At 45.1% G+C, this 19,524-nt stretch carries 17 protein-coding genes and 1 pseudogene; 1 reads left to right on the top strand and 17 read right to left on the bottom strand.

The genetic code is table 11. The features are described 5' to 3' along the window. Nucleotides 1-20: 20 nt before the first annotated feature. The 9 genes and pseudogenes from LOZ80_RS04195 to LOZ80_RS04160 all read right to left on the bottom strand — a co-directional run bounded on the left by LOZ80_RS04195 (nt 21) and on the right by LOZ80_RS04160 (nt 11,152). On the bottom strand, nt 21-2,918 hold the full coding sequence (locus LOZ80_RS04195; protein WP_238170239.1) for an alpha-L-rhamnosidase: 2,898 nt from the start codon (nt 2,916-2,918) through the stop codon (nt 21-23). A 29-nt stretch (nt 2,919-2,947) separates the two neighbouring features. After that, nucleotides 2,948-3,778: a carbohydrate ABC transporter permease gene (locus tag LOZ80_RS04190; protein ID WP_079412473.1), complete on the bottom strand. Its 831-nt coding sequence runs from the start codon at nt 3,776-3,778 to the stop codon at nt 2,948-2,950. Then, nucleotides 3,775-4,641: a carbohydrate ABC transporter permease gene (locus tag LOZ80_RS04185; protein ID WP_079412471.1), complete on the bottom strand. Its 867-nt coding sequence runs from the start codon at nt 4,639-4,641 to the stop codon at nt 3,775-3,777. Before LOZ80_RS04185 ends, LOZ80_RS04190 begins: the two co-directional genes overlap by 4 nt. Nucleotides 4,642-4,724: 83 nt before the next feature. Beyond that, on the bottom strand, nt 4,725-6,074 hold the full coding sequence (locus tag LOZ80_RS04180) for an ABC transporter substrate-binding protein (RefSeq protein WP_238170238.1): 1,350 nt from the start codon (nt 6,072-6,074) through the stop codon (nt 4,725-4,727). A gap of 141 nt (nt 6,075-6,215) precedes the next feature. After that, the gene (locus tag LOZ80_RS04175) at nt 6,216-7,727 is read right to left on the bottom strand and encodes a response regulator (protein ID WP_238170237.1); all 1,512 of its coding nucleotides are present in this window, start codon (nt 7,725-7,727) and stop codon (nt 6,216-6,218) included. Further along, complete coding sequence (locus LOZ80_RS04170) at nt 7,714-9,501, bottom strand: sensor histidine kinase (protein WP_238170236.1); 1,788 nt, start codon at nt 9,499-9,501, stop codon at nt 7,714-7,716. Before LOZ80_RS04170 ends, LOZ80_RS04175 begins: the two co-directional genes overlap by 14 nt. Before the next feature lie 892 nt (nt 9,502-10,393). Further along, a complete protein-coding gene (locus tag LOZ80_RS39395) occupies nt 10,394-10,585 on the bottom strand; it encodes a transposase zinc-binding domain-containing protein (RefSeq protein WP_283214737.1) in 192 nt (63 codons plus the stop codon). A gap of 55 nt (nt 10,586-10,640) precedes the next feature. After that, a pseudogene (locus LOZ80_RS39390) lies at nt 10,641-10,721 on the bottom strand (hypothetical protein); the annotation flags it as partial. 239 nt (nt 10,722-10,960) lie between these two features. Beyond that, nucleotides 10,961-11,152, bottom strand: a complete 192-nt coding sequence (locus tag LOZ80_RS04160; protein WP_238170235.1) for a hypothetical protein — start codon at nt 11,150-11,152, stop codon at nt 10,961-10,963. Nucleotides 11,153-11,251: 99 nt separating this feature from the next. Between LOZ80_RS04160 and LOZ80_RS04155 the strand changes: the two genes are divergently transcribed. Further along, nucleotides 11,252-11,992 (top strand): AraC family transcriptional regulator, encoded by a 741-nt coding sequence (locus LOZ80_RS04155; protein WP_238170234.1) that lies wholly within the window; start codon nt 11,252-11,254, stop codon nt 11,990-11,992. A 65-nt stretch (nt 11,993-12,057) separates the two neighbouring features. Here LOZ80_RS04155 and LOZ80_RS04150 read toward each other — a convergent pair whose 3' ends face one another. From LOZ80_RS04150 to LOZ80_RS04115, 8 genes are all read right to left on the bottom strand, one after another. Then, nucleotides 12,058-13,110: a Gfo/Idh/MocA family protein gene (locus LOZ80_RS04150; protein WP_238170233.1), complete on the bottom strand. Its 1,053-nt coding sequence runs from the start codon at nt 13,108-13,110 to the stop codon at nt 12,058-12,060. Between the two features lie 13 nt (nt 13,111-13,123). Next, nucleotides 13,124-13,504 carry a cupin domain-containing protein gene (locus LOZ80_RS04145; RefSeq protein ID WP_238170232.1) on the bottom strand — a complete coding sequence of 127 codons (381 nt, stop codon included), beginning with the start codon at nt 13,502-13,504 and terminating at the stop codon, nt 13,124-13,126. Nucleotides 13,505-13,870: 366 nt separating this feature from the next. Beyond that, nucleotides 13,871-14,632: a DeoR/GlpR family DNA-binding transcription regulator gene (locus tag LOZ80_RS04140; protein WP_238170231.1), complete on the bottom strand. Its 762-nt coding sequence runs from the start codon at nt 14,630-14,632 to the stop codon at nt 13,871-13,873. Nucleotides 14,633-14,678: 46 nt separating this feature from the next. Then, nucleotides 14,679-15,701, bottom strand: a complete 1,023-nt coding sequence (locus tag LOZ80_RS04135) for an aldose 1-epimerase family protein (RefSeq protein ID WP_238170230.1) — start codon at nt 15,699-15,701, stop codon at nt 14,679-14,681. A 10-nt stretch (nt 15,702-15,711) separates the two neighbouring features. After that, complete coding sequence (locus LOZ80_RS04130) at nt 15,712-16,260, bottom strand: D-lyxose/D-mannose family sugar isomerase (RefSeq protein WP_238170229.1); 549 nt, start codon at nt 16,258-16,260, stop codon at nt 15,712-15,714. Beyond that, nucleotides 16,257-17,483 (bottom strand): carbohydrate kinase family protein, encoded by a 1,227-nt coding sequence (locus LOZ80_RS04125; RefSeq protein WP_238170228.1) that lies wholly within the window; start codon nt 17,481-17,483, stop codon nt 16,257-16,259. Before LOZ80_RS04125 ends, LOZ80_RS04130 begins: the two co-directional genes overlap by 4 nt. Nucleotides 17,484-17,485: 2 nt before the next feature. Next, nucleotides 17,486-18,643, bottom strand: coding sequence for a Gfo/Idh/MocA family protein (locus tag LOZ80_RS04120; protein WP_238170227.1), 1,158 nt, complete (start codon nt 18,641-18,643; stop codon nt 17,486-17,488). Nucleotides 18,644-18,673: 30 nt separating this feature from the next. After that, nucleotides 18,674-19,507 carry a class I fructose-bisphosphate aldolase gene (locus LOZ80_RS04115; protein WP_238170226.1) on the bottom strand — a complete coding sequence of 278 codons (834 nt, stop codon included), beginning with the start codon at nt 19,505-19,507 and terminating at the stop codon, nt 18,674-18,676. Nucleotides 19,508-19,524: the final 17 nt, after the last annotated feature.

The following is a 19,524-nucleotide window of genomic DNA, read 5'->3' as shown; positions in this document are numbered from 1 at the left end:
TTTTCAAATGGCCACATGCCTTATATGAGAATCAATTCTTCAAGCAACCCTTCGATTTGTTGCTTCGTAACGCCTGTCATCGTATTTTCACCCAACTGCTTAATCGTTGATTTGCGAACGAAGTTAAGAAAGGGACCTTCGAATAAGGCTGACATATGCTTTTTGAAAATCTCCATCGCCGCTTCATGATCCAGCACATCATCGATTCTCGAATGCTCATTGAATTTAACGCGGAAGAGATCACTATTCCCGTATGTGAATGTGTAGTCTCCAGATCCAAGAAGGACGCGCACACCTTGGGCAACTTCACTTATGGTTTGAATGCCAGGGATCGAGGTGTCGAGGGAAATTCCCCCTTCTTTCACGCTGCCAGCTGCAGCTCCTGCAAGAATGACATCTGCGGTTGTGTTTGCCGGGATACGTACCGTCATTTGAATTTGTCCCTGATCTACCTGCCAACCGGACTCGATTCGTCCATACAGGGAGGTATGCGCTGCTTTGGCATAAGAGAGACGATTCAACCCAAACATCGGCTCGATATGAATACGCTTGAAGGCCGGTACCGTAACGTCCATATCCAGGCCAGCTATTTTGCGGTACATCCAGTCTCCGATGGCTCCATATGCGTAGTGGTTAAAAGAGTTCATATCATCGCTCCAAAAGGAGCCGTCCGATTTAATGCTGTCCCAATGCTCCCAGATGGTTGTCGCTCCCTTGGAAACGGAATACAGCCATCCTGGATAGCTTTCTTGCAGCAGCAGCTTAACCGCTGTTTCGTGGTAGCCGTTATTCGAAAGCGCGAAGCACAAGTAAGGTGTGCCCACGAAGCCTGTTGATAAATGATAATCATTATCCAGAATCAGTTCATTGAGATCTTTCGCCACTCTTGCACGTACCTCGTCATCGACTAGATCGAAGACAAGCGCAAGGATATGCGCAGTTTGGGTTGGGGCGGCGACGCGCCCATTTTTTGTCATAAATTCATCGCGGAAAGCTTGAATAACGCCTTGATAAAGTTCATCGAAAGCAAGTGCTTCTTCTTCATGCCCAAGCACTCTTGCAGCATCACGAACAATACGCGTCGAATACGCATAATACGCCGTTGCAATCAAAGCGACAGGTGTCGCACCAATGTAGCTGTTTTCCTTCGCATCCAGCGCAAGCCAATCTCCGAAATGAAAGCCTGTGTTCCATAGGAATTCTTGATCGCCTTGGGAGCGGATGTAAGAAACCCAGCCTTTCATGCTTTCATATTGTTCAGCAAGCAGACGCTTATCCCCATAGTATTGATAAACTGTCCACGGGCAAATTACCGCAGCATCTCCCCATGCAGCTGAGTTCTCTCCGCCTACAACGTCCGGAACAACAAAAGGAATGCCGCCATTCGGTCTTTGTTCAGCCTTCATATCATGCAGCCACTTCGTGAAGAAGGGTCCGCCTTGGTAATTAAATAACGCCGTGGAGATGAAAACCTGAGCATCACCCGTCCACCCTAACCGTTCGTCACGCTGCGGACAATCTGTCGGTACATCTAGGAAATTGCCACGTTGGCCCCAGCGAATGTTGCTTTGCAATTGATTTACTCTAGTATCCGAACATTCAAACTCACCTGTCGGCTCCATATCGGTATGCATGACTTCACCGAGGAAAGCATCCAGCGGCAGGCCATTCTCTTGGCCAGGAAAGCCCTCGACCCTCACATAGCGAAAGCCTATGAAACTGAAATAAGGTGCATAGGTTTCGGGACCACTCCCTTTCACGATATAGGTCACGACCTGCTTCGCCGGACGCAGGTTACCAAAATATATATTCCCATCCTTATCCAAGACCTCCGCATGTTTAAGTTCAATCCGCGTACCTGCAGGGGCAGATACCGTGAAGCGCATGCGGCCTACCATATTTTGTCCCATATCGAGTACATGATCGCCGGCAGGCGTTACGAAATAAGCAATCGGACGTATTATCTCAGTTACCCGAGTCGATGCGTTTTCTTGAGGCACCAAAACATCAAAGCTTACATCTGTACAAACCTGAGTGGCACACCACTTGTCATCTCTGAAATTGGCCGAGCTCCAGCCTGAATGCTCTAAACGTGCATCATACGTTTCACCATGGTAAATCGTTGAATATTGAATCGCTCCCGTAGAAGCCTTCCAGGTAGTATCTGTGGCCACAACTTCTTCTGTGCCATCTTTATATTGAATATGCAGCTGTGCGAGGGCCGCCCGGCGTTCACCGTATTTAAAGTTTTTATGTTCAAATCCCATCCCGCTCCTGTACCAACCATCCCCGAGCAGAATCCCTATCCCATTACCATCACGTTGAAGCATATCCGTTACATCATAGGTTTGAACCTGCAACCGAGTTGGATAACTCGTCCAGCCTGGCGCCAGCAGCTCATCGGAAACACGAGTTCCATTTACATACAGCTCATAGACGCCTGCAGCCGTCGCATATATACGTGCAGACAGGACATCCCCTCCAACCTCAAACTGCTTGCGAAGCAGAAATGCAGGCTCGGACTGCGGATCCATTTCACTTTCATGAGGTGTGATCCACTCGGCTTGCCATTCCCCTTGATCCATCAAGCCCATCTCCCACCAAGCGACTTCACTCCATGCGGATTCACGGCCAAGGTTATCCCAGACTTTCACTTTATAGTGGTAACGAGCTCTCGATAGCAGCTCAGGTCCCCCATAAACAAGTTGAATAGACTGATCGGATTCCATATAGCCTGTATCCCACACTGGGTTTGTAAAATCACCCACTTCGTTAGCTACAATGATCTGATACCCTCGCTGCAGCGTGCCGCGGCGATCTGACTCAATTTGCCAGCTTAACTGCGGATTCCGAGCTCCGATACCAAGCGGATTCGTTCTATATTCACATTTCAATGTTGTAACCTGTAAATTCCCCATAGTTATCCTCCTCATTAACGATCCCATGATTAGCCTTTCACCGAACCCGCTGTCATCCCTGCTACAATTTTTTTGTTAAAAACAATGAATAATACAAGAGGCGGTAAGGTGATCAATAAAATGTTCATAAATAGCAAATTCCATTGCGTCACGAACTGGCTTTGGAAATTATAAAGCGTTAATTGCACTGTCGCATTCTTTGCTCCAGGGAAGAAATACAAGGGGTTAGTAAAGTCGTTAAAGATCCCTACGGACGATGTGACAATAATGGTTGCTGTTACAGGTTGTAGTAGTGGCAGAATGATTCTATAGAACAATCCCAATCCGCTGGAACCATCCACCACAGCAGCTTCATCTACTTCACGCGGAATGCCTGCCATAAACCCTTTATACAGCAAGACCCCGAAAGGAAATCCGAGTGCCACCTCTACGAGAACGAGACCTGGCAGTGTTTTGAACAAACCAATACCATTTAAGACCCAGATCGTCGGTACGATAGCTGGCGGTATAATTAATCCAGACAGGACAAGGAAGTTTAGCCATGGCGTCGCACGATCATTTCTGCGCTGCATCACAAAGCCTGCCATCGCACAAACAAGAATCAACACAGTAATTGATATGACCGTCAGCAAAGTACTGTTGTAGAATGCCCGCAATAACATGTAATCCCGGGCTGTGATTACTTCCTTCAGATTGTCCCAAAGATGAATCGTTGAAGGCCAAGCTAAGTTCAACAAGGAAGATTCTTTCTTGTCCTTGAGTGCATTGACAATAACAAAGTAGAATGGAATCCAGAAGATAACAATGGTCAGAAGAATGGCAATGACTTCAATGCCTAAGCCTTTTATTTTTCTGCTCATAGTTCCGCCTCTTTTCTGTTCAGGTAAGAATACAGCGGAAGGGCAAGCGCCGTTACCACAATAAATAAAATCACGTTTCCTGCTGTAGCCAGACCATAATAACCACCTTGGTACTGCTTATAGATGATGGAGGCGATAAGGTCAGTCGTAAATCCAGGCCCCCCCTTGGTCATTGCCCAAACGAGGTCGAAGGATCGCAATCCACCGATAAACGATAAAATGATAACGGAATTCGTTGCCGGACGGCTTAACGGGAGAATAATATTCCAGAACTTACGGAATGCTCCTCCGCCATCCATCTCTAGGGCTTCGTAATACTCTTGAGGAATAGAGAGAATTCCAGCGATATAGATGACGGTTGCGAAGCCAACTCCTTTCCATACATCAACGAGGGCAACGGACAGCAGTGCTATGCGTGTATCACCTAACCAGTCAGGTCCAGCAATACCGATTGCCGCTAATGCCGTATTGATTAATCCTTGTGTTGGGTGCATCATCATGCTAAAGGTAATGCCAACTGCAATGGTGCTAAGCAAGGTTGGAAAAAATATGACAGACCTCAGATAACCCTTGGCTCTTATTTTTGAAGTTAGAAATACGCCTAGCAACAATCCCAAAACAACTTTTAAAACGCAAGTGACTAAAGCATAAATGAGTGTATTCTTAAATCCGATTAGGAGCGAAGCTTCTTGGAAAAACATTTTAAAGTTATCCAAACCGATGAACGTCCAGCTCGTTAAATTCCATCTTGTCAAACTGAAGAAAAAAGACATAATGGTTGGAAAGATGAAAATTAATAAGTAAATAATGGCTGCAGGAATAAGAAAAGCATATGAGTACGTACGTTTGAACACCTTGGCCACTGAGATCACCCCTAAATTTAAGAAAAGAATCGGTCCTGCATGAATTTCGCATCGCCGACTCCTCTTTGATTAATCTTTAGTTATTACCATCCTTGAAGGCCAAGTTGCTTGGCTTGTTTCTCTACATCTTTGTCATACACTTCAGCTCCTTGTTTACCTGTTTTGATACCGGCTCCGACTTCGGTTGTAATTTGCGGTAAGCTGGAGCCTTTAATTGGGGAAACAAATTCCAAAGCTGGTGCTGTCTTGTTGCCGTCAAAATAGGGTGTCATCTCTTTCACTGCTTGTGCGACGTTATCCGGCAGCTTTGCACCTTTAATTGCATAAGGACCTGATGGCATGGAAGCTGCCGATTGTGCGGCTATACCATCCAAGGAAGCGACGAATTCGACAAATTTCTTCGCTTGTTCCGCATGCTTAGTGGCTTTGTAAATGTAAGCTCCGCTTGGCATCCACACCGTTAACCCATTCGTTGCCGCACTTTCCCCCGGCTGTGCAAAGAAGCCGATATCCTTCATTTTGTCCGGGAAATTCTGCCCGAGCGCTGGCGTTGCAAAGGATAGCATCGGATATTGAGCACCTTTGCCCTCCGCAAGCATCTTCAAGCCCGCATCATACGTTGTTGCTAAGAAATCTTTGTTCATGTATCCTTTTTTCGCAATTTCCTCTAGCTTTTCAAAGCTTTTAAGTGCTCCTGCATCCGTCGCATATTTCACTTTATTCGCTGTATATTCATCAGCAAACTTCGGATTGGCGGCTTGCACATTGTAATAATCCGCTAATACAACGAGTTGTGACGTCCAATCATCTTTATAAGAACCGATGACAGGTGTGATGCCAGCTGCTTTAATTTTCTCACTGTTCGCCATCAATTCGGCCCATGTCTTCGGTACGGAGAGACCCAGATCAGCATAAATCTTCTTGTTGTAGAACCAGCCGCCTGCCATCGTTGAGCCAATCGGACCTGCATAGATTTTACCTTTCGAAGAGACCGTCGGTTTAAAGGAATCAATCACATTCGCTTGAAAAGGTTCACTCGTGAGATCAAGCAGGTTTTGTTCTGGATTAAGCGCTTGCATAAGTGATCCGCTGTTATAGAAGAAAACATCTGTCATATCTCCAGTTGCTAGACGAGTTTTGACAATGTTATCGCCTTCTCCGCCGCCTGGGCGTGTTTCTTGTTCAACATGGATGTTCGGATATTTCTTTTCGAATGCTGCAACAATCCCTTTTGCAATATTGACAGAATCCTGTGTATTATCGATTAATAGTGAAATGGTTACTTTCTCATCCGCTTTTTTGGAGCCGCTGTCTGCCGCTTGCCCTTTCGTATCGCCAGATGATGTGGATGTCGTTCCACAGCCTGCTAACACACCTGCTAATAGTACCGAAGTGGAAATCCCTGCAACCCATTTTGATGTCTGTTTACTCATCTTCAAATCCCCCTTAGTCATCTTGGTTAGGATGAATCGATTCCTATGTTTACCACGAGTTCGTTATCCCCGTGCTTTAAGCTTAATCGTTTTCCCTAACCACAGGCAGTGCGTCATTCTTCTGATTGATGTCCGTATTTTTTAGATTCCCGCAGGGTTCGCTAACTGATCTTTATATTGCCCAGGCGTGAAGCCTGTGTATTTTTTAAATACTTCAGAGAAGTGCCTATAGGTATGGTATCCAACTTTCTCACTCACATCATTTACTTTCAAACCGCGGCTAAGCAGTGTCTTGGCAAGCTCCATGCGAATACGAGTCACATATTTAATATACGATTCGCCCACTTCCTCCTTAAATAACACACTGAAATACGTGGGATTCATGCCAACATGCTCTGCTACCTCTTGCAGTGTGACATCACGTGTATAGTTAAGCTCCATATAATTGCGCGCTCGTGTGACGGAAGCATGCCTTGCGTGCTCACGAGCATCCATCGTAGTGTCTATGAGTATGTCAAGTTGACTCCGAAACCATTCCGTCACTTTCCCTCTTGCTGTCATCTCCCGTAACTCTACATGCGGTCGGTACGTTTCAGCGATGCGGCTGGCTTTGTCCCCAGATGATCTTTTCGCTTCTTCGAGCGCCAAATAAAGCAGCTTAAGCATTTCATGTTCAGCAACTTCGCTATCAAGCTTTTCCATTTGGATCCACGCAATATAGCGATCAATCTGCTCGAGCATGCCGGCTTTATTGCCGGAACGCAAACTCAGAATAATGCCTTCCTCACGTTCGCTTAAACCTTCTGGCCGGGTAATCAAATCACCTAAATCCTCAAACCGCACGATTCCTTTCTCCCCCAAAAAATGTGCGGACCGTAACGCGCGAAGCGCTTCTTTATAGCTGTGTGCGGCATCCTTCAGCTCCGTATAAGTCCGACCGCTCCCAACGGAGATCTCAGCTTGCTCGGTGTCCAATTGCAGCTGCTCCCAGAACTCGGGGGTTAGCTGCTTCGCATGCATACATACAAATAATCTCTCTTGGCCATGACGTAGCGGAATCGCTGTAAAGTCCGTCTGCTCATGCATTTGCAACTGATCTGATTCCGTCGCCAGAACGGTCACGCCAATGATGGCTTCGGCACCTGACCCATAGATTTCTCGCCACTTCTCTTCCGCTTCCTCTCCAAGAAATAGCAAATCGTATGTTGCCTTCACTAAAAGATCGCCTTGACTACTCTTTACTTTTGTCTTAAGCTCCAGCACTTCTTGCTCCTGGTTGATTTTGCCCAACACCTTGCGAATCGCTTGCTCGATCGTTGGAATTGTAATAGGCTTCTCTAAATAATCAGCAACCCCGAGATTAATCGCTCTTTTCACATATTCAAACTCATTAAACCCGCTAAACACGATACATAATGTCTCTGGTGCTTCCCTCATAATTTCTTCAATCAGCTGAAGTCCGTCCATGCCAGGCATTCGAATATCAGTGAAAATAAGTTTGGGCCGATGTGCCCGAAATAGGTCTAGTGCTGACAGACCATTGTCAGCTGTGCCAACAAGCTCGATGCCAAAGCTTGACCAGTCTATCATTTCACGAAGGCCCTGAAGCACAATATATTCATCGTCGAAAACCGCGGCCTTAAGCATCTGCATCCCTCATTTCACCGAATAGTTGAAAGCGAATTTGGAGTTGAGTCCCTTGATTGACTACACTCGAAATCGTTAACGAACTCGTAGTTCCATAGTACAGAGTCAGTCGTTCACGCACATTTTTCAATCCATATCCTTGTTCCGTCACAGTTAAATCTGCTATACCTACACCGTCATCTTCCACTGTAAAAACAAGAAATCCCTCGTCCCTCTTGCCCGTAAGTCGAATTGTACCTTCTCCCACCTTGGGTTCTAACCCATGGTAAATCGCATTCTCAACAAGAGGTTGAAGCAGCAGCTTCATAATCTCCATCCCCATTAAGGCTGGCTCGACCTCTTGCACATATTGAAACCGGTTATGATAGCGAATATTCTGGATCGTCATATAATGCTCGATATGCTTTAATTCTTTAAATACGGAGATCGTATCTTTTCCTTTATTCAAACTCAATTTAAAGCTTTCCGATAAGGAAATCGCCATCTGAGCGACATCGTGATTCTTCTGCAAGGTTGCCATCCAATAGATCGAATCTAACGTGTTATATAAAAAATGCGGCTTAATTTGCGCCTGCAACGCGCGAAGCTCAGCCTCCCGCTCCTTTAATTCAGAATGAACCAATCGTTCATTTAATTGTTTATTTTCAGAGACAACACGTTTGAAGGTTTCCCCGATCGTCCCAACCTCGTCCTGTTCGAACGTCTCATCGAATTCGCGAGCCCCCATCGTCCAATCCACCATCATTTTTTTGATTTGTAGAAGCGGGCGGGTAATACTACCGGAAATAAAAATGGCATACATTAGCGCAATAATACCCATTGATACAGCAATGAGTGTTGTGAGCGTGCGAATTTGATTCGATTGTTTGAGCAGTTCATTCACTTTAATCAAATGTATAAAGGTCCAATCCGTCGTTTGATTCTGGTATTGGCTAATGAGATAACCATTTTGCTGCAATTGCTGAATAAGGGATTGGTTGTCCCCCTCTTTGAGAACGGATTTGTCGGTCAGACCATTATTAAACACGATTTTACTACTTTCAGAGGAATTATCCAGCGCCATGAAACCGCCGGCATTGCTATTTTCGTTGAAAATATTCGTGAAAATATCCGTTGAAATATTCACGACTAACAGACCAATCGTCTGTCCGCTCGGACTGGACGCATCCCGAAATAATTTTACCGTGGAAAAGGAATTCTTCGAGTGATCGAGTATATCATAGCCCAGGAAAACTACCTTGCCTTGATCCTGTAAAGCATTTTGATACCAATCCGTTTGTTGTATGAGCTTGATCTTATCCGGCTTCTCATAGACACCCGCATCATCAGAACGTCCAGTGCAGAAGGTCTTGAATTCCAAATTAAACACACAGATGGAGTTTACAAATTTAGTGTCAAATTGATTGTTGTTAATCGCTTTTTGCAGCTTATTTGAAGTCCATTCACTTGTAGATTCAGTTGAATCAGCAGATTTAGATCCGCTGCTCTGAGCCGCGTTGCTGTTGGACAGGACCTCCCTCACCTCATTGTTCACCACAATCGAACGATTCATATTAATAATGCTGCGAAATAGTAAATCCGCCACTTCACTGGATGTTTCCAAATGATTCTCATAGGTTTGCGCATTCGTTTCCATCAATGTGTTCTTAGCAATATTGAAAGAAAAATATCCTAATATGAAGAGCGGCGGTAAGGAGATGATGATCATAGCAATTAGAAACCGACTTCTAAGCCGTTGTAAACGAAATTTGGATAAGAGAAACCGCAACTTTTTATTCATATTGTGCCTCCCTCATCTTTTGTCATATGTATCATAAAATATCCTAAAGACTATAAAGGTATTATAGCTAGTTCACCCCTAATTACATAATGTGCTTATTTTTTGGGTGAGTGTCCGTTTTTTTTGGAAGAGGCTTGAGCCTCCTTGCTCGAATGTAAGAAAAGTGGCTTTGCCACCCTGAGAGATGAGCATCTTCATAAACGGTTTTCAGCAATCTAGCGGATCCTAGGAGGCTGTTGATTCATTGTGAGCAACTTGGAACAGTGCTCGAAATGTGCTGAAATTAGGCCTTTAGAGCGATTTTTTTGAATAAGCATTACACAGATGAAATTTAAATTGATCTGAGAGCCTTCCGCAGGTAATTTTGAAAACTGTCCACAATGAATCGACAGCCTCCCTAGTTCCCTTTGGGCTTTGAAATGACAGAGATCGTCGTGTGAAAAGGAACTATGATCCGCTAACTGGCGGGAACTGGGGTAAACGTAGCATGAAAGGGAACTGAGATCCGCTATTTAAGCGGAACCTGCTGATTCCAACCGGGAAATGGTGACATAGCGGATCGTAGTTCCCTTTGGCGTGGAATATAGCCGTTTTCAGAATTATAGCGCCCTGTAGTTCCCTCTGGATCCCTATCCTGACACATTTTCCTACAATCGCGGCTTGACGTTCCCTTATCTCCGCGCGATTGCAAAGCTAGAGGATCTCATTCTGCCAAATAGCTTGTTTATACCTCCAAACCAGCAGCAATTCGAACAAATAAGTACGTTCACAGCTACCTTGTTTTCATCGCACCGCATCGCATCGCATAGAACCCATCCATCGTGATGGGGCCGCCTACAACCCAAGCCTGGAGACTGGCGACAATCTCCAACATTTAAATTCTGGGCCAGCTTCACTCACCCCAACCCAAAAACATGTCTCTTAGAGCTTCGTCGATTGTCAAGATAACATGTCGATGGTTGACTTGAGATACTTCCTCAGACAAGACACGGCTCCACTCTTCCGTTCTTTTGCATGAACACGTCGTGCAGAAACGTCCCTTGCACCGAAAAGAGCACCACCTTAAGATCGTGGCACCCTTCACATGCGAGCAGCTTAAACCCTTTTTTCGGGTTTCCACAATCTCGAAATTTTCGGATTTCTTTCAGCACTACGGGACGTATCTTTTTGCCATCTACCAAAAAATAAATAAGGGGTAAGCTTCGCTCACCCCAAAACATATAAATTCTTATATATACAAAAAACCTTGCAGAAAGCATGGCTTTATCATTTAACGAAAATATTGCCTTAGCGATCGCTTCAACGTAATAAGTTTAGAGATATCGATTAACCCGGAAGCCGCAAGTGCTGCGGCGGATGTGTCACGGGGGGCCTCCGCTTGCAATGCTCTTTACCGGTCATATCATACATAATCCATAACAGACCAGGCCAGAAGCCCGATGTCCAGGCATAGGTCGGATTATTGTCGTAAATCCCGTCGCCTCTGGCTACATGCGGGCTTTGATCCCCAATTATCTATACTGCCGCCAGGTCCAGCACCGATGACGAGCACGAAGTCGCCTGGCACTATGCTAGCTCTGCGCACAGCTGCTCGAACAGGCAATGTCGCTACCATGATTGTCACGTATTTAATCGTTTGTCCGATTTGCATTTTATCCCCTGCTTTTACATGCTTGACAAACTGGATTGAAAATGCAAAAATTCAATAGTATTTTATGAAAAATCGATAAATTTTACCGGAGTGAAGCATATGGACATTTCATCTATGCATTTCGGGAAGCACTGCGTTCCAGAATGGAAATGGCATGTTCCCGTCGGTTGTCATCCAGGGTTTACCTTGTGGAGTATTTGGGGTGGAGAAGGTCAAATAATGCTAGGCAAGAACTGCTACAAATTAAGTATCGGCGATGTTTTTTTTATCAATTATAAGAAGGAGATCAACGCCTATCAAAATGAACACTCCAGTCTCGATGTTCGTTATATAGATTTTACATTGCGTAATCCGAATATCTTGTGTGACTTGCCTGAGTATCGCCATTTTGATCAATATCATTTTGTATTAGAGATTTTTAATCGTTTTCGTTTAGCCGAAGAAAGAAATAATTTGCCGCAAATGGAAATATGGCTGCAAGCACTTATTGCGGAATATCAAAGTAAAACTCCAGCATCCGCCGGAGCATATACAGCACAAATTGATGAACTATGCCGTATGTTTCAACAACATCCACAGCATCCATACAATTTGAGTGAACTTGCCCAGAACTTCTCTCTAACGACAGATCATTTAATACGCATTTTTAAACAGGAGCGCGGGATTACGCCTTACGCCTATCTGCAGCACTGCAGATTGGAAACTGCCAAGACGCTGCTGCGCATGTCTACTCTCAGTATCACAGACATTGCGAACAGTTGCGGCTTTTCTGATATATATAATTTTTCTCGTTTTTTCCAGTCAAAAACAGGCTTGTCCCCAAGAAAATTCCGCATTTGAATTCTCATTACTTGGGGACTGCTTCATCAGTTTCTTTAACTCTGAATTTATTGCAAAACCGTCAATCATCCAAATTTTATCGGTGTGCCATTTTCAGCACTCAAGTAAACTGAGTCTAACATTTGGGTTATCTTAAGTCCTTGTTGAGGTGTGCACGGTACCTCATCATCATTGACAATAGCATCCAGAAACGCTTGCCGAACGTTCGGCATCTCAGAAATCCTGAAATCATCTAAAGGAATGTCATGGACCTCTCCGTCGATTTCCAAGAACACTTTATTGCATGTGGCCTTACCATCTCCAACTACTGTATGCAGGACCGCACCACCCTTGGAGCCGTATATCCGTGTTGCAACCACCTCGTTCTCACGGTTGCTGGCCCATGATGCTTCCAATTCAAGCATAATCCCGTTCGTCATACGATACATAGCTACACCCATGTCTTCGAGCTCGAAATTCTGAATGCCTCTGCGTGCAGCCTCGTCCTTCGAGACCTTGCAAAATGTGTTTCCTAATACCCATTCCGGATCTGGATACCCGCAAAACCACATGGCGCGGTCGAGCACATGAACACCAAGATCAATCATAGCTCCACCGCCGCATAGTTCTTTTCCTGATGAAAGCGGATACCACCACGGCACCCCTCGCCTTCGTTGCCACTGTGTCCGTATATAATAGATATCGCCGATCTTGCCTTCGTCGATAACGGATTTTAGCGTTTGGCATTCATGCTGAAAACGCTGATTGAAATTGATCATTAACTTCTTGTTGTGTTTTTGAGCAGCTTCAAGCATTTTCTTCCCCTCTTCCGCATTTCTTGCCATAGGCTTTTCACAAAGTACATGCACTCCCGCTTCCATGGCCTGAATGGCAAGCCTCATATGTAAAAAATTAGGAACTGCGAGGCTGATGGCATCCAGATTTTCTTCTTTCAACATGTTATCGAAATCCGTATATTTTTTTGAAATGTTATATTTATCACCTATATCTTGCAGTCTTGATTCATCAACATCGCACAACACAATTTCTTCTACGTTGTCGCTGTTAGCATAGTCTTTAACATGACTTGCCCCTACAGTTAAGCCGACAACACCAACTTTGAGTTTTCTGTTCCTCAAGCTAATCCCTCCGTTATTGTATTGCAGAAGCATATATAACGATAATTCTTAAATCTTCCGGACCGTTATTAATAAGACCGTGGCTACCACTTGCACGGCAAACGCTTATGTCGCCGGCCGACATCTCATATTGGTTGCCGTCAAGCTCCATGATTCCGTGACCAGAAAGGCAGTAATACCACTCTTCCAAAGGAACATCGCTGTTATGCTGGTGATAACCAAAGGTAGAACCTGGCGGGATTATATCATCATGAATGAATTTGATGTACTGCTTATCACTTGATGACACTGCTTGAATAATATCCTTTAGCTGAAAAGGACCTTTGCCTCCATGGCAATTTTGACGAGTCTCATAGCTTTGTGACTTGTTGTCGATAAAATCCGTTTTTTTCATAAAGCAACTCCTTCTCAAACATTTAGTTTAAACATTTTAGATAGATTAATCATATGCGTGACAAACTGGATTGTAAATGTATAAAGGCGGCCATCATTTGTGAAAAATCGATACATTCTCATTTGAAAACGTACCAATCCCACATACGAACTTTGTCCCGCCATCTCAGATTAAGATGTTACTTCTAAGAGAAATGTGAGGCGCACAAACAAGCCGGACCCCCTTGCTTGGAGTTCCGGCCTTATAAACATTAAACAATTTCATTCAACTGCCCATCCTGAAACCTTATAATCCTTTTCGCTTCCTGGCCACGAACTCTCCATGATCAATATCTAACGAGACATCTTACTTGGAACTTCCCACATCCTAAGAACAAACCAGCAATTGAACTCCGCTATCTTTTAAAGTCGCATGAAGTTCACCTTCTGGGTACTTGTCTGAAATAATGCGATGCACCGCATCTATCTCAGCAAATGAAAACAGATCCCGAACACCATACTTCGTGTGATCCATTATTACGGTTACTTCAGACGCTTGTTCGATAACAAGCCTTTTGATTTCAGCCTCGTGCATATTGGAGTTGCTGAATCCGTGTTTGATGGTGAGACCCGTTGTTCCAATAAATACGCGGTCAAACGCCATTTTGGCAATTGCTACGGCAGCGACGGGGCCAACGAGTGTCGATGTTTTATCCAGCAGCATGCCTCCCACGACAATGGTCGGAATTTGCTTGCCTTGCAGCTCGGCTGCAATATTCAATGCATTGGTAACCACAGTGATCGGCATATTCGGTGTTAGATACTTGGCTACTTGAAGTGTCGTTGAACCTCCATCCAGAAAGATGGATTCCCCTTCATGAATGAGCTGTGCTGCGCGGAGGCCCATTTTCATTTTTTCTTCCATCATGACGCCTGTACGATCTTGCAGGGCAATATCCTTGCCTATGAGAATAGCGCCTCCAAAGGTTCGTCTAAGCAGTCCCATCGTCTCAAGCTTCTCTATATCACGACGTATCGTCATTTCAGTGACATCAAACATTTCTTTCAATTCAGCAATTCGAATCTCACCATCGAGTGCCATCCGATCTAAGATTTGTTGCTGCCGACCATTTATTTGATTTGTTATCATGAAGAACCCCCGTCAATGTTTCTTTTCATCTTATTATCCCAATCATTTAACTGAGGTTCAACCTGATTTCATATTTTACCGTTTCACCTGGCTCCAGATATACCAAAGTCCCTCGTTCACGCTCTTCTTTACGACCTCCTACATGACAATTGGCAGGCTCGATACCAAGCACATGCGTCCCAGCACCAGGCATTTTCCATTGGACGAGGTTAGGCAGTGTTTGTGAAGACCATTGAAGAGAGGCTTGAACCATCCCTGTTCCCCCATTTAAAGGAAAACAAGGATTACTAATTTGTACCCATGGCTTATTGGCAGACTCATGATAATAAACACGTTCTTGATAAGCAGCATCAGGAGCCTGCCACTCCCCGTAGGCATGGATAGAAGTATCTTGATCACGCGCACTCACTTGATCACTATAGAATTGAATGCGTGTCTCTTCCATCAGCAGCGGGAATCCAAAGTTAAAATGGTACAAAATCATATGCGGGCAGGACTCGAAACCCATGTTACGAACTTCGTCTTTAATAATTATTGTATTGTCACCAACACGACTGTGGATTTCTCTAGCTAATTGAAGTCTTCCACCGAGAATAGAGGTTTCGTTAATGGTGCCTGAAATACACAAATCCATCTCATCTTCCTGCCAAGCGCTTCGCGCACATACTTGTTCTGCTGGTGTATGATGATACCGTCCATGAAGTCCAAGACGCTCATCCTGATCCTCGCAGCTAGCCCCCACTTGCATGAGTCCACATGTCATAAGCAGCCCGCCAGATGCCGTTCGAAGCCATTGATTCCCGCCCGCCTCATAGTAAGAAGGATGGGCATCTCCATTCGGTGATTGCCAGCTAATAGGCACACCATGATATTCCGCCAAGGAGATATCTAAACCTTTGGATGGGATCACGTTATAACTTAAGCCTGCACCTGTACGCACCTGAATATACTCCACACCTGCTTCTTTACCTTCTATAGCAACTAAGCGTTTAATGCCAGCGATCTGCTCCATCTTGCCGACTCGCGCTTCTATTTCACGACGCGACCATGCTTTTCCATATAAATTCATAGCATTCTACCTACGCATCTTCATGAATAATCGGCATTCGTTGAATGCGCAGATCTGTAAAAATATCGAGCTCATCCCGACTCGTGCTTGAAAATTCGGAAATGATGGCCCCATCATCGCCAGCTTGAAACCAATGTTTAATCCCAGGTTCAATGGTATATTGCTCGCCCGGATGCAGGACGATTTCATTCATGACGGTATAGGAATCCTCACTTCCTAAAGGTAAAATGGCGGCTATCTCTGGTGCAGGCACCCCCTCCACATATAAATAGACGATCCCTGCACGACAGCGAAAAGTTTCCATTTTACCAGGTTCGTTTGCGATTCTAGGATGAAGATGCTCGGGACAAGTTTGTCGTGGAAAAAGAACTAAATCTTTTGCACAATAACGATCTGTATTGATATAAGTAACGAGCTCCAGCCCTTGTACCTCAAGCTGTCCCAGTCCAAAGTCTGCAACTTCAATGCGTGCAATCTCTTCCTGAGATAATTGAATGCCTGATGATGTCAACATATGTTCAGCCCGCTGCTGAGCTTGCTTGATCTCACTTCGCTTCATTCGCTCCTCACGCTCTCTTTCGAAGACTTATGATAAGGTCCTATCCAGATCTGATCATCATGCAAATGCCAATTGACCAGCTTCAACTTCGTCGCCCTTTTCTTCCATCTTTTGTTCATTCGGTCTTGGATCGCTGTCCACTTAGGTATGCCGCTGGTCGCATCCGCCTGTTCCACATTGCAAGCACCCACGCCAACAGCACTCTGCAATGACTCCTTTAATGTGAACCCCCTTGTCAGACCAAATAGGAAACCTGCAATTGTGCAGTCTCCTGCCCCTGTTGTACCTACCACATCCACTTCATAACATGAGGAAATATATTCGCAATTTAGCCAATCATCGAATTGATTCTGCTGGGGTGAACTTAGCCCTAGCCGTGCAAATCTCTTCTCATCTGAGGTTGTTCGTACATATAACCCATGCTCCCCGAGTTTAATGACTACAATCGCCACCCCCATTTGGATGAGTTCAGCGGATAGTTGAGCTAATAATACTCCATCAGCATAAGACAACAGGTCGCCATCTGGAGCCGTTTTTTCCATGAGGTAGTAACGCTCTCGGTCGAGCATATAAACAAGTTCTTCGAAGCTTGGTAAAAAAACATCGACATAAGGAAGAGCTTGCGTCAGAATTTCTCGCCAATTCCTCCTTCCAGCAGCTGATTCTGGGTCTGGTTTGGCCATATCAAGAGAAACCGTCAAGCCACTCGCTTTGACTTTCTTCAATAAGGATACAAGCTCTGCCCCCTCATTCTCGAACATGTTCTTCATGAGAGGTGGATAACCAAAATGAAACAGCTTTGCTCCTTGCAATTGTTCCTGTTTCAAATCAGAAGCCGCATACGTATCATTCGCACCCGTCGAGTGCAGAAACATCCGATCCATATTCGGTGGACTAATGACGATGGAATAGGAACTAGTAGCCTCAGGCGATACAATCATCCCCTCGACTAAGGAAGGATCCTGCTGCCTGAGCAGGGTAAGTATGGCTTCACCGAAGGGGTCCGCTCCTATCTTCCCCATTAATTTCACCTTGCTTCCCAGACGGTAAAGCGCAATTCCGGTATTCGAAACTGCACCTCCTGTTGAAATAACGGCTGGTCCGATATTCACAAGCTTCCCAGGTGATAGCAGGGTTGCCAAGCTCGATTGTTTCTCATCCATCGTTGGAATAATATCCAAGCAAATATGCCCTGCCACGATGACTTCCGCTTTGCCGCTCACATTTATTCCTCCCAATGTAGCGCTATGGTTTGACCGGTTCGATTGGATTCTAACGCGGCTGTAAACACCTGATGACTGGCTGCCGCTTCTTCTGGTGTTGCGCAATAAAAAGGCTGCACCATCTCTTTAGGGTGTGCTAATTCATCACAGAATGCAGCCCACATTTGTAAGATCGAGTCCGAGAAGCCGAACTCAAAGATAGCTCCTGTAATGGTGCCGTACGCCGACTTATAAGGAGCATCTGTTTGATGCCAAGACTGTACCCCGCCTGGACTGTAAGGTAATGAACTCACTTGCTTTGGATTCTTGGTTGTAAATTCCGCAGAGAATTCCGTACCCATAATCCGGATGAACCACGTATTGGCATGTCCTGGGGCAATACGCTTCGTCGATAAGACCATCGGAAATTGTTGCCCTCCCGTATCTACCTCACACGCCAATATGGCATTATCCCACGTTTCGCAAGGAACTATCTCCCCTTTGCCATCCGGACGTTCTGGTACAATTTGGGACAGCAAAGATCTTACGGATTTCGGTTTCCAACCAAAACGCAGAGGCAAATGAAGAACGTGCATCCCAAGATCGCCCATACAACCATATTCGCCATTCGTAGCGATACGCCTTTTCCAATTAATTGGTTTCGTCGGATCTAAGTCACTTGAATGCCAGAATCCAGCCTCAACCTCGATGATCTTCCCGAATTTATTCTCTTCTACCCACTGAACCATTTGTTGAACACCTGGGAAAAATGGAAATTCCGATGAGCAGCGGACGATGACATGCGGATTTCGTGAGATAGCTTCCATAATCAACTTATTGGCTGCCTGATCGATACCGAATGGCTTTTCACCAAGCAAATGTTTCCCTGCTTCAATGATATCAATGTAGATTTGAGCATGCAGGTTGTGGGGAACCGCACAGTAAATCGCGTCAATATCGGGGTTCGCAAGCATCTCCCTATAATCCGTATAGGTAGCTTCCACACTCGATAAGCTATCCTTGAACCACTGTGTCGCTGCAGGATTTGCATCACAAACCGCTATAATACGGGGTTCACTATCGATCTCGGTAAGATGGCACCATCTTGCGGCGCTACTTGCAAATTCTTTGCCCATCAAACCGCAGCCGATAACGCCAAACCGAATAATTGTCCTAGTCAAAATGAGATGACCTCCTTCTGGTACGTTAAGTTATTTACGCAGTAACGCAAGCGCCTGATCTTCCGAAGCCCCGTGATGAACAATGGACATTAAAGCTTTGGTCATGCCAGCAGGATTCGGATGCTGAATGACATTGCGGCCGTACACAATACCCGATGCGCCCTGCTTCATCAACTCCACCGTGCGGCTCATGATTTCTTCATCGCTTGCTCGGCCTCCGCCGCGGACAAGGACAGGAACGCCAGAAGCAATCCCAATGACACGATGATACTCTTCTACATGCTCACATGGGTCTGCTTTAATGACATCTGCCCCAAGTTCAACAGCTTGCCTAACAAGCGGCATAATTTTGTTAATATCGCCATCGACCATATAGCCGCCTTTTTCCTCGTTTGCGAGCATAACTAGAGGCTCCACCATCAGCGGCATGCCGAATTTTTCACATGCTGTTTTAAGATGTGATACATTTTTCACACATTGATAATGAAGCTGGGGCTGATTCGGCAATTGCAACAGGTTCACACATACAGCTACAGCATCCATCCGGACCGCTTGCTCAATCGCTTCGTCAATCAGTTCGCTGAAAAGAAACGCAGGAAGCACATGCCCATAAATATTGGCAACATCTGTACGAAGCACAAGTCCTGGTTTATGACTGCCTGGGATGGCTTGCAAATGCTTGGCTTGACCAATGCTAAGTTGGATACAGTTCGGACCCGCATGAACGATGGTTTCAACGGCTTCCTTCATATTTTCGATTCCGGTTAGAAACTGAGCCTCATTAAAGAAGCCATGATCGATAGCTACATCAAAGCATTTCCCCTGCTCACTAAACATCCGATTTAATCTTGGTTGAACGGACATGTCTACCACCCTTTTCG

Source organism: Paenibacillus sp. HWE-109, assembly GCF_022163125.1.
Taxonomy (GTDB): domain Bacteria; phylum Bacillota; class Bacilli; order Paenibacillales; family NBRC-103111; genus Paenibacillus_E.
The sequence above is the reverse complement of the archived record's forward strand: the minus strand, read 5'-3'. Positions and strand labels throughout refer to the sequence as shown.